9 protein-coding genes are annotated in these 10,988 nt (G+C 46.8%); 3 read left to right on the top strand and 6 right to left on the bottom strand.

All coding sequences use genetic code 11. The annotated features are described in order from the left end of the window. Positions 1-530: 530 nt before the first annotated feature. Complete coding sequence (locus tag QUA70_RS26950; RefSeq protein WP_333335898.1) at positions 531-2,468, bottom strand: serine/threonine-protein kinase; 1,938 nt, start codon at positions 2,466-2,468, stop codon at positions 531-533. 501 nt (positions 2,469-2,969) lie between these two features. Here QUA70_RS26950 and QUA70_RS26945 point away from each other — a divergent pair. After that, complete coding sequence (locus tag QUA70_RS26945) at positions 2,970-3,452, top strand: 2Fe-2S iron-sulfur cluster-binding protein (RefSeq protein ID WP_006635922.1); 483 nt, start codon at positions 2,970-2,972, stop codon at positions 3,450-3,452. A gap of 38 nt (positions 3,453-3,490) precedes the next feature. Further along, positions 3,491-3,961 (top strand): phycobilisome protein, encoded by a 471-nt coding sequence (locus QUA70_RS26940; RefSeq protein ID WP_333335896.1) that lies wholly within the window; start codon positions 3,491-3,493, stop codon positions 3,959-3,961. Between the two features lie 17 nt (positions 3,962-3,978). Here the strand turns inward: QUA70_RS26940 and QUA70_RS26935 are convergent, their stop codons facing one another. The 5 genes from QUA70_RS26935 to QUA70_RS26915 form a co-directional block, all read right to left on the bottom strand. After that, positions 3,979-5,145, bottom strand: a complete 1,167-nt coding sequence (locus QUA70_RS26935) for a pentapeptide repeat-containing protein (protein WP_333335893.1) — start codon at positions 5,143-5,145, stop codon at positions 3,979-3,981. A gap of 239 nt (positions 5,146-5,384) precedes the next feature. Continuing rightward, positions 5,385-6,047, bottom strand: a complete 663-nt coding sequence (locus tag QUA70_RS26930; protein WP_333335891.1) for a V4R domain-containing protein — start codon at positions 6,045-6,047, stop codon at positions 5,385-5,387. A gap of 57 nt (positions 6,048-6,104) precedes the next feature. Then, a complete protein-coding gene (locus QUA70_RS26925; protein WP_333335890.1) occupies positions 6,105-6,575 on the bottom strand; it encodes a phycobilisome protein in 471 nt (156 codons plus the stop codon). Positions 6,576-6,749: 174 nt separating this feature from the next. Beyond that, positions 6,750-7,016, bottom strand: coding sequence for a hypothetical protein (locus QUA70_RS26920; RefSeq protein WP_333335888.1), 267 nt, complete (start codon positions 7,014-7,016; stop codon positions 6,750-6,752). A gap of 94 nt (positions 7,017-7,110) precedes the next feature. Beyond that, a complete protein-coding gene (locus QUA70_RS26915) occupies positions 7,111-7,812 on the bottom strand; it encodes a V4R domain-containing protein (protein WP_333128737.1) in 702 nt (233 codons plus the stop codon). A 282-nt stretch (positions 7,813-8,094) separates the two neighbouring features. On the opposite strand from QUA70_RS26915, the gene QUA70_RS26910 reads away from it, so the two are divergent. Next, positions 8,095-9,927 carry a peptidase C14 gene (locus QUA70_RS26910; protein WP_333335885.1) on the top strand — a complete coding sequence of 611 codons (1,833 nt, stop codon included), beginning with the start codon at positions 8,095-8,097 and terminating at the stop codon, positions 9,925-9,927. Positions 9,928-10,988 lie beyond the last annotated feature (1,061 nt).

Raw genomic sequence — 10,988 nt, 5'->3', positions numbered from 1 at the left:
CCCTAGAGTTGTCAAGCGTTTTGCGAAAATATTTTTGACTTTTTTTTGAACCTATACACACCAAGGGTTTCGGCTGTCCTTCACCGCTCCGGTATCCCCTGGCTGACTCCTCTTTTAACTATAGGGTCTTTTTTTGGGGCAAGATAGGACTTTTGGGGCAGACTATCTCCCGCGCATGAGTAGAAGATCTCAGTGGTTCAACCCGATGATGGGGCTTACTTGGAGTAGAGGTAAGGCAAAGTTAGACTCTAAGGTGTGAGGCTGCATCATGGGGTTAGAATGACAGAAGCAGGCTGGTGCATGAGTCATATATGTAAGTGGTGTGTAAGTGGTCTCTGCATTTCTTGGACTTTACTGAGGGACGTTTGGGTCTCCGATTGAGCCGATCGCCCTTAACAATTCCTCATGATTCAAAATCCCGAAGTTGACACGACACGGTACTCTAACCCTGATCAAACTCCCAGGAATCGATCGCCCGCAAATACACTCTCCTGAATTACACCCCCAAACTCCTTTAGTTACGCCAGTTATCAGCCTTTGATGATCGAGGGTGAGTTGGTCTCCTCAACATTTACATCTAAAAAGTGCAAGTGACTCTCTTCCTCAGTATTGACAGCAATCACCAAACCTCTATTCCCCCAAGGAGCTATCGCCCGGGGTGAGGCGGGGCTGCTAAAACTCCCTACTTGAATCCCTTGACTGTTTAACACTTCTATCTGCCCCCCAACATCTGCCAACACCCATCCCCAATTAGCCACACAAGCAGACACAGGCAAACTTTCAAGGGGAATTCGCGCTACCTTGAGCGGCCACAATTTCATCAACAACACCGCCGCTTTACCACCTTGGGGAATTCCCAGCAAAGTATAAGGCTCAGGTGTCAACAGCATCTGTCCCACGCTGGCAGACAACCGCACAGAACCCACCGGCGTGCCGCGGCGAGTGTAAACTCTAAAAATAGTTTGGGGATTTTTTGGTTCGTTGTCCGGCCAAACTGCTAAGACGTGTCGCCGATCCAAAAAAATTAATTCTGGTAAATAGTGTTCTGGTAAGGGCACAGTAGCGATCGGCTTCAGCGCTTTTTTCCGATCGCCCGCCGTGCTGTTTCCCGCTAAAGAATAAAAACGCAGTTCGCCGGGAACCGCTACTGTCAACCAGTTGCCGTGAGAGTCAATAGCAGCTTTAAAAGCATCGGGACCTTGCCTCAAACCCATATCCAGCAAACACTGAGGCTCCCAAGAGTCCTCATTGAGCCAGTAAAGTTTTTGCGGAGTGAGAACGCAGCAGCCGTGGGAACTCGGTAAAATTCCACGCACAATTTCCGCCATTAATGAAATAGAAGTAGACATTTCTCCTGTAACTAGCTGTTTTCCCGGCTGAGACCAAACCTTGACCTCTGTACCTACAGCAGCATATAGATACGTTTCAGTGGCAATTAAAGCGGTCAACGGTGCTGGAAGTATCAGTGGCTTGGGCTGCGAAAGCGAATAGTGCACAGTCCCAAGTAAATTAATCGCCGGCTGTGATGCTTTTTCCTCTTCAACTTCCAGCAAAGAGTCAGTTTCCGACTTCACACTTTTATCACCACTGGTTGTGGGGTTTTCCCAGGGAATAATGCAGTCGCCCAATTGTCTGACCGCGGGGTCGTACATGATTAGCCGCAGAGCTTGAGCCATTTGGGAAGCACTGGCAAAACGGCGGGCTGGCAGCTTTTCTAAAGATTTTTTGACTATTGCTTGCAAAGGTTCGGGGATGGCGTCGGGAAATTGCAAGCGTTGATTCAGGTGCGCCCACCTCAAGTCTCCGGGGGTTCCCCCGAAAGGGCGGTAGCCCATTAGCAATTCAAACAGCAGAATTCCTACTGCATATATATCTGACATCGGGGAAAAAAGACCGTAAAACCGCTCAGGGGCCATGTAAGCGGGGGAACCTACGGTAGCGTCGGGAGAAAGTTCTTGGTGGAGGCGAGTGGTACCAATTTCTGGCAGCCGACGCGCGATACCAAAGTCAGAAAGCCGGGGCGACCAACCTTTTGCTCCTAATGTTAGGAGGATATTTTCGGGTTTGATGTCGCAGTGAACTACGCCTCGGCGGTGGGCGTAGTCTAAGCCGGCTAAAACTTCCATGACTAGCTGCAAACCTTCGAGTAGACGCAAGGGGCGCTCTTGTTTGAGCAGGTTGCGGAGGGTTCCTCCCTCGCAGTAGTCCATAACCAAGTACCTGCCTGTAGCTGTGTGTTCTAGAGCTCGGCAGGTAACAATGTTCGGGTGCTGCAAGGTGATTAGAAACCACAGCTCTCGCAAGAATTCGCTAGTTGGGGCTTTTTGATGACTAAGTTCTTTGAGAGCAACCAGTTGGCTGGTGAGACGGGAGTCCTGGGCGGGAGCTTCTCGAACGCTGGCACAAAAGACTCGACCAAATTGTCCTTGTCCGACTAGCCCTAAAATGCGGTACTTAGAATGTTGCATCGGTCTAATTATAGAAAAAGCTTGAGCTAGTATTAAAATATGTAAATAATTCTGACAAAAATTCAAATTTTTGAATCGCTCGCCAGGTACTGCTATGTTATCTCAGGTTCATTCTCAGCCTCCTTGAGAGCGATCGCACACTCGCACCTACTAACATCCTTGACTTGCGGAATCAGTATCAATCTTGCCGGATTCGAGTGTCGGATCTGAAACTACCTGTGGCTGCTATTTTAGTCGATGGCGACTATTACAGTTTTTTCCATGCCATCCAGAAAGTATCTAAGGTTTTAGCTTTTCAAGGCTAAGCTGGGGAATCGGGGCGAGGGAACAGCGATATGACCACAACAGAAGTGCGGTTATGTCATAGGGGTTAGAGAACCCGAAGCCGATGCTGTCGTCAAGGCATCTTAACCTTTTTGAGTGTTAGCCAAATTTTTTTGCGCTTTGAATAAGTTGATCGTAACTTGCTAAATACTGAACTTGACAGGAGCAAACATCAATATGGTTAAAATTATTAAACTAGATCCAATTGCGGAGGAAATAGCAGTCGAAACCCGATCAAATATCCTGTCTGCCTTACTTTCCAAAGATTTAGACGTTCTCAAGGAATGCGGGGGGCGGGGAATGTGCGCTACCTGCCATGTTTACATTAAAGAAGGCATGGAAGGCTTGTCGGACATGAACCGCCGCGAGAGAAGGACGTTGGAAGTCATTACTACGGCTAAAGCCAATTCGCGACTTGCTTGTCAGGCTCAAATTATGGGCGAGGGTGTGGTTGTACAGTTGCCTGCGGGGATGTACATTAATGCTATTGAAAATGTCGAAGCTCTGATCGGCCGCCGGGCCCAGCAAGATTTATTACACCCAATTACGGGTCAAGTAGTTGTAGAATCGGGAAAGTTAATTACTCGTTCTATCGTTACACAGCTTAATGAAACCCGCTTTCAAGTGGGACAGTATTTAGTTCGGACTAAAGAAGCTTAAAACTGATATGTTTGTATTTTAGTAGTAGAGAAAAATCTATGTTGAGCCAACTTGCGCGTTTGAGCACCGAAGCAGACGGACGCTACGCCAGTGCAGAAGAACTCCAATTTTTGAAAGACTACTTTCAGTCTTTGAATCACCGGATGAGTGCTTATAAAAAAATTCAAGCCTCTGAAACGGAAATTATGCGGCAAGTGGAAGCACAAATGCTGTCTCTAGACCCTAATTTATTTCGGCGGGGGGCTAACGATGTCACTGAAAAGTGCCGTGGAGATATTGTGCGGGTGTTGAGGCATTCGACGGCAGCACTATTGATTAATGATACGGAACGATTGCGCGATCGGCTACTACTTTGGTTGCAAACTATTTTAGGTGCTGTTCAAGTTAGAAATAGTGCGACCGTGACCTACGATGTGATGAAAAAGGTCCTCAAACAATATCTCACGGTGGAAGAAAGGAACCTATTTTTTCCGATTCTGGACATCAACCGCACTTTACTAGGCAAATAATCCAGGGGGTTGACCAGTTAACGCCGATAAACTGTGCCGTTAGGAAGAGTGGCTCCAATCAACTTCGCTCCCGTCAAATCCGCCTCAGTTAGAATCGCTCCCCGGAGGTTGGCTCCTGTCAAGTCAGCTTTCTGCAAGTTGGCTTTACTCAGGTTAGCTTTGCTGAAGTTAATTTCATGCAGGCAAGAATTAGACAGGTCGGCGTTGATCAGGTAGGCTAGACTCAAGTTGGCTTTGCTGAGGTTTGCCCCGCTCAAGTTAGCTTCCATCAGATAAGCACCGCTCAAGTTGGCTTCATTCAACAATGCCTCTGCCATATTAATTCCAGTTAAAAGTTTGCGGCTCAAGTCTACACCGCTGAGGTCGGCCCCGCTGAGGTTAATACCGCTTAAGTGGCTGCCATTCAAAGTAATGTTTCTCAGGTAGGTTTGGCTGAGGTCTGCTTTACACAAATTGGCTCTATCCAAGCAAGCTTCGCTAAGGTCTGATCCGATCAAGCACGCGCCGTTTAAATAGGCTTGAGTGAGGTTAGTTCGCCTGAGATTAGCTTTCAACAGGTTGGCTTTGCTGAGGTTAGCACGGGTTAGGTTGGCTCCGGCTAGGTTGGCTTTGGATAATTCGGCTCCGGTGAGCTGTGCTTCGGTCAAGTCTGCCTCTTTCAAACTCGCTAGACTTAAGTAAGCATCTTTGAAGTTTGCCCCGTTGAGATTGGCTTTAATCAGATAGGCTTTACTGAGATTGGCCTCAGTGAGAACGGCTTTGGTGAGGTTAGCGGCGCTCATATCTGCCCCTATGAGATTAGCATGGGGAAGAATTGCTCCGGTCAGGTTTGCCCAATTCAGATGAGAGCCGGCTAGGTTGGCGCCGGTGAGATTGGCTCCGATGAGATTAGCTCCGCTCAGACTGGCTGCCATGAGGTTGGCGCCGGTGAGATTGGCTCCGCTGAGGTCAGCTTTGCTGAGATTGGCGCGGCTCAGATGGGCTTTGGTGAGGTCGGCCCCGCTGAGGTTAGCACCGATTAAGTAGGGTCGTTGCTGGTGTTGGTTGAGGTTTGCCAAAAGTAGAGTGGGGGCATCGCTGGAACGGTATAAATCGATCGGACTCAACACAATGCCGCGCAGATTTGCCAGTCTAAAATCTCTTTCGCCGGCTGCATATCGAGTTAGAAGTTCATTGGCGTCCATTAAGTTCTAGCAAAATGTTTGAGGTTTTGATTGCTTTTAAATTTTATGAATTTGTAGAGTAAGTTATGAATTTTCTAGCTGCTAGTTATAATCAGGTTTTATTTAAATTTCTAAAACCCGATTTTTTAACTCAGGAGCTTTTTTATAATTTAACTCACAGTTTTGATGATACGGTGGATAATATGAGTGCCCAACAATCGATTTGACAGCTATTAACAAACTAATAGCTGTCACACAAGTCAGTTTTTTGGGAAAAGTTGACTGAGAATAGCTTCATGGTCTTTTCCTTCTTCGACCATAGAATCGGCAGGTTGGAGGCGATCGCGCAGCCCTAAAATAAAGCGGTTGCAGTCCGAACCCAATGATTCGCAGGATGTTTGCAGGCAGTGAAGTTCTCGACCCGTAAGCTGACTAAAGAACGAACTTAAAATACCTGCTTCTAAAAAACAGGCTGGTCGCTTAGACTTGGGGGCTGTTTTAGCAAAAAGAGAGTTAGCAATTTTTACTATTAAAAATCCATGTTCGGAATAGCTGGGATCAAGCTCAAATGTTCCCCATCCATGAGTTTTCCAACACTGCTGCAAGGACTGAAGAAATTCTACCATTTCCATTTCAGAAACTGGCTGACCGTAGTATTCGCTGACTTCTTCGCAAAAACGCACGTAGAAGTTTTTACCCCACCAGCGACCGCAGTTGAAAAGTACGAGGCGGGAGGCTTGACCTGTTTCTTTTTCTAAGCCGATATAAATGGCTTGAATCAGTGTTTCTGGGAGCGCTAGGAGCCGATCGCCCCGGCGGTTTTCGAGGAGGCCGAGTTCGAGGTCGCCTCGGACGTAGGCATCGCTGGCAAAGTAGTTTCCAGGGAGTCGGGGCTGTTTGAGTAAGTCGGCAATATTAATCATCGGAAATTGGGAATTGGGAATCGGGAATTGGAAATTGGAAATTGGGAAGAAAGCTGATTATTTATTACCTTGGTCAATAATAATTGACTGTGCTTGGTCGAAAAATGGTTGCAATATAGCCCGGGCTTGCTCTGAAAGCAATTCTTTTAAACGAGTTTGCAGCAGATTGCAAACAGTTGCTTCTATATTTTGAGTTTGGTGGGCTTCGACTATGCCGGAAAGCCAGTCTAAAAGGCGCTGTTCTAGAAAAATTTGATCGTTCAGCAGCATAGCCATAGCGCAGTACCGCAAGACTAAAACCCAGTGTTTGAGCGATCGTTCTAAGGTTTCTTGTTTTTCGTCGGGGAACGTTTCTTGTAGCTTGTTGGCTACTGGTTGGAAGATGCTTGCTTCCTTCTCTCGCAAAAATTCGTAAATTTTTAAGCGCTGGACAAGGGTTACAGCTTGACGCTTAAAAGCTATGAGTTCTTCGCCTTTTAAAAAGCGGTTTTCTGCCTGATCCAGCAGCGCCTCAATCTCAGGGTGCATGATTTTAATTAAGTGGTTATCGGTAATTGATAAAAGGAAGTCAGTTGGCAGTTGGCAATTAGTAGTTGTTATTTATTAGTAGTTTTCCTACTTCCCAATAATAATAAAAAGTTACCAGTTGCACTTCGGGATTCCTAATATTAACTCAGGGCCATTTTCCATTCCCTACACAGATTAAAACAGGTCAAATAGGTCATCAATGGTGACTTCTGCTTGTTCAGAAATAGAAATTACTGGCAAGGGTGGCGGTAGGGGTAGGGCACCTACTTCCGGAATTCCTTCCCAAGAAATAGCTTGAAAAAAGTCAGCTACTGGCTGGGTTAAACTCAGAAGTTGACCCGGAGTCGAGCCATTTGGGGTTTCTAAAGATTTTCCCAGCCAATTATAGTGACCAAAGAATTCTTGGACAGATTGGCCCAACCATGAAGTTTGACTTTTCATCTTTCTTCCTGCCTGGAGAAATCCACCATCGCACTTTCGATCGCGAAATGGGTGGGAGGAAAGGCAGGGCAGGGGATGTGCCTTTCCAGGTTGTTTACCGCAATATTTCACCGTGTTGCAGTCGATTTTGAATATCGCGGGCGTTGGCACCTTCGTTGAGCCAGAATGCTGCTGCATCAATTTTATCCGGGTTGCCAAGCAGGAACTTGCAATAGGTTTCTCCCATTGAGTAACATTGGAGTTCTATGCAGCTCAGAGGCTTTTTGACTAAAGAGCCGAAGAAACCGGCGAACAAACCGGCGTATAGGTGACAAACAGGTTTGCCTACGTCGCCCAAAGTACGAGCAACTGCTGAGTCAAAGAGGTTGATGAAGATGCAGCCGTGTTTGCGATCGCTCATGTCCACTTCCCAGCGACCCCAACCTTGAGCCGTGAAAGGCCACCACCAAGTTTCTAGCAGAAACATGAGATTTGACTGGCGAATGTTCTGGCTGTATTCGGCACTAAACCATTTTTGAAAAAATTCGGAATCTTGGAGTCCCCACTGACAACCAATAGTATACATGATGACAGAGGACGCGGGGCCGACTTCTTCTTCGAGTCCCTCCACCAAACCGATAATGAAGTCTTCGCTGGTAAAAATGTTGCGCGACTCATTCCAGTCGTCAATTGTACCCATCTGGCGATCGAAGGCAAAAAAATCTTGAAACCTATAATGGCTGTGAGTTTTAGGATGCTTTTGCTTCAGTAGCGATTCGCTGTGGGGGGAGATTTCTTTTTTGGCGGTAGAGACCATTGGCGGGTTATTCCTTGTTGGTGTAGTGTGCTGAAAATGAGAGCAAATAGACTGGCCTGTGTATCCAATTTAACGTCATTTTTCTAAAGACAGGCACCGCGTATAAATTTTTACTGCAATATAAAAAGTTAAAATTCTAGGATGCTAAATTGGGGCGCTTGTTGGGACTTCTTCCTTCCGACAAGTGCTATCTGAGTGCTGGCGAAAGTGGGTATAACCTTAAACGGGTATGTGTTATCGTTTTGTGCAAGCTGTCCACTATTATATATAGGGCATATGGGGATGAAAAATCACGCTTGTATTGCAATAGGCATCAATCAATATCAGTTACTCCAGCCTTTGAGTTATGCCCAAGAGGATGCAGAGGCCCTGTACGGTTTTTTGACTGAGGAGGCGGGTTTTGCGCCGGATGGATGTCTGCTGATGACCGATAGCTCGCCGTCGCTGTGGGGACAATCTACATATCCAAATCGGGAAAATATTCTGAGATTGACCCAAAGCCTCTGCGCCGAACATGTGCAACAGGGAGATTTACTCTGGTGTTTTTTTAGCGGCTACGGTGTCAGCTATGAAGGCAAGGATTATTTGATGCCGGTTGACGGTAATCCGGCTGACATTCAGGGTACGGGGATTCCGGTAGAGTTGCTGTTGAATACTCTGAAAAACGCTCCTACGGAAACGGTGTTGGTGCTGGTTGATATGAACCGCAGCCAGATTGTGAAAGCGGGGGAAACGATCGGCTCTCAAACGGTCGATCTGGCGCGGGAACTGGAAATCCCAACGGTGCTTTCTTGCCGCCCGAATCAAGTTTCGCGGGAAACTTCGGCTTTGCGTCAGGGGTTTTTTACGACGGCGCTTTTGGAGGGGCTACGCTCGGGACAGTGCATGACCATTAAGGGTTTAGACCGTTTTTTGAGCGATCGACTGCCGGAGCTGTGTGACCACCATTTGCGTCCGAAACAAGAACCTTTGATGGTGGTGAATCCTCCAGGAAAGGCTAATTTGGTGATTTTGCCGGATGCTTCAGGGGTACCAACTGCTGCGTTGGCAGGACGCAACGGCAATATGGCGGTTGGTACGGGTGATGGGTTCAATCGCCCGCACATGGCTACGGGTACCGCTCGAATTGATCTGCCTCCGGCAGTTCGCAATGCTCAGGATTCGCCGGTTGAGATGCCGCCTGTGTCGCAGCCAAATGCTGTGGCCCCTGCCGATCGGGGAGGCGATCGACCGAACTTGCAAAAGCCGGAGGATGAGCATAACGGGGGATCGGATAAGTCATTTTTGCAGCAGCTAATTTTGTGGAGTTCAGCTACGGCTTTGGTGCTGCTGTTGGGTGTTTTTGTGACGAACAAATCAATTTTTATTGGTCAGCAGGAAGGAGATCCTCGATCGCCTGCTCAAAATGCCCAAAACTCTGGAGCTCAAAAATCTACTAATGCCGGGGGGTCGCAGAACCAACCGCGGGCGGTGCAAGCAGGGACGGGAACCAAGCAGCCACCATCGAGCCAGCAGGTGTGGGCTGAGGCGAAAACTTTCCTCAAGGATGGTTCGGCTTCTAGTTTTAATAGAGCGGTGGTTAAGGCTCGAACGATTCCGGCTAGCGATCCGCTCTACCCGCAGGCTCAGCAGGATATTGAGCGCTGGAGTTTAACGATTTTGGATATAGCTAACGGGCGGGCTGCTCGGGGCGATTTCCAGGGGGCGATCGGCGCGGCTAAATTGATGCCGGATGTCAATCAGCCTGTGTACAATCAGTCGAAACAGGCGATCGCTCAGTGGGAGGAGCTATCCAAAGACCAGGACGTAAATGCTGCTTTGCTATCGGCTGCTAAGGGTCAAATTAAGCGGGGGGCTGCCTCTTCTTACAGTAAAGGCATCCAGCAAGCTAATAAAATTGAACCCGGTCAGCCGAAGTATGAAGAAGCTCAGCAGTTAATTGGAGAGTGGAGCGAAAGTATTCTCAAAATTGCTCAGTTGCGAGGCTCTCAAGGAAAGCTGAAAGAGGCAGTTGAAGCTGCTTCGCTGGTGCCGTCGGGTACTAAGAGTTATCAGCAGGCTCAGAAGGACATGGCTAATTGGAAAACTCAACTGCAACGCCAGAAAAAAGGTTGATTTAGTTGATAATTTCTCGGTTTCCCACCGGGAAATTATCTTAGCGACTGGCCAACATCGGTCGCTCGATCGCCCGATACCTCTTGACACGGCAAAAAGAGACCTACCTATCGATAATTTGAAACCAATAATTTTATTCACCATTTCCCCTCCCCAGCTTCTGCGCGAGGGGATTTTATATGCTGCCTGGTCGGTTCGTTTTTGTAGAGTGAAAAATATCATATGAGCTGGTTAATGGGCGGTTGCATAATAGCGGGATGATTTTAATTTTTTTGTGGCTGGAACCATGAGCCCGAAGGCGTGTATTTTCACAGCAGGCGGGACGCCTAACCCCAACTCCCCACAATAATCCTCAAATTGTGCAACGCCGGTTAATTAATATGTTTAATTCACATCTAGATTTCCCTAAACCGGCGCCTCCACCGTCAATCGATTTTAGATTTTAGATTTTAGATTTTAGAATGAAGCATTGACCCCCACGGATAAATTCGGGGGGCAAGTTTCATCGGATACAGGTTTTTATTTCTCCACGGATGAATCCGGGGGCCTGTATCCTGGATGCTTTCGGTCAAACAATAAGAATGGCTGCAAATATACTTTTTAAAATCATAAACTAGTCTCAAAAAAGTTAATTTTAAGGAGAATTAAAATAGTTAGTTTTTAGATTTTATTTCCGAGGATTATCAGGTTAATTTATTATAGTTTATTTTAACTTTAGTGACAAGCAAATTGGGCTATAGTGAATTGCTATATAATACCATTTTTTTAAAGATGTGATAGAGATAAAAAATGTAAAATCCAAGACCATCCGGTGAGAAAACCAATGACGCTCACGGTGAAAGATGCCAAAATTTCCTGGACTTTTGTGCGGAGCTCGTCAAGATTACTAAACACCGACTTTCGCTAAAAAATCTTTGAGATATTCCCACACTCTTTCTGTGGGATTTACTTCCGGACAAGTCGGAGGCTGAAATACAGCACTTCCGGATGTTATGAGGTACAGTAGCAGCAATTAGTAAACCAGTTTTTAAGATGTTTCGGATTAATCAAGTCAAGAGCCA

This window comes from Microcoleus sp. LAD1_D5 (genome assembly GCF_036702115.1).
Classification (GTDB): Bacteria; Cyanobacteriota; Cyanobacteriia; order Cyanobacteriales; family Microcoleaceae; genus Microcoleus.
The sequence above is the reverse complement of the archived record's forward strand: the minus strand, read 5'-3'. Positions and strand labels throughout refer to the sequence as shown.

Bases quoted from the DNA above. Each gene is read 5' to 3' on its own strand.
- QUA70_RS26925 (WP_333335890.1), bottom strand. From the start codon at position 6,575: ATGCACCCTGAGATTGAGGCGCTGCTGGATCAGGCAGAAAACCGCTTT.
- QUA70_RS26945 (WP_006635922.1), top strand. From the start codon at position 2,970: ATGGTTAAAATTATTAAACTAGATCCAATTGCGGAGGAAATAGCAGTC.
- QUA70_RS26930 (WP_333335891.1), bottom strand. From the start codon at position 6,047: ATGATTAATATTGCCGACTTACTCAAACAGCCCCGACTCCCTGGAAAC.
- QUA70_RS26920 (WP_333335888.1), bottom strand. From the start codon at position 7,016: ATGAAAAGTCAAACTTCATGGTTGGGCCAATCTGTCCAAGAATTCTTT.
- QUA70_RS26910 (WP_333335885.1), top strand. From the start codon at position 8,095: ATGAAAAATCACGCTTGTATTGCAATAGGCATCAATCAATATCAGTTA.
- QUA70_RS26935 (WP_333335893.1), bottom strand. From the start codon at position 5,145: ATGGACGCCAATGAACTTCTAACTCGATATGCAGCCGGCGAAAGAGAT.
- QUA70_RS26915 (WP_333128737.1), bottom strand. From the start codon at position 7,812: ATGGTCTCTACCGCCAAAAAAGAAATCTCCCCCCACAGCGAATCGCTA.
- QUA70_RS26950 (WP_333335898.1), bottom strand. From the start codon at position 2,468: ATGCAACATTCTAAGTACCGCATTTTAGGGCTAGTCGGACAAGGACAA.
- QUA70_RS26940 (WP_333335896.1), top strand. From the start codon at position 3,491: ATGTTGAGCCAACTTGCGCGTTTGAGCACCGAAGCAGACGGACGCTAC.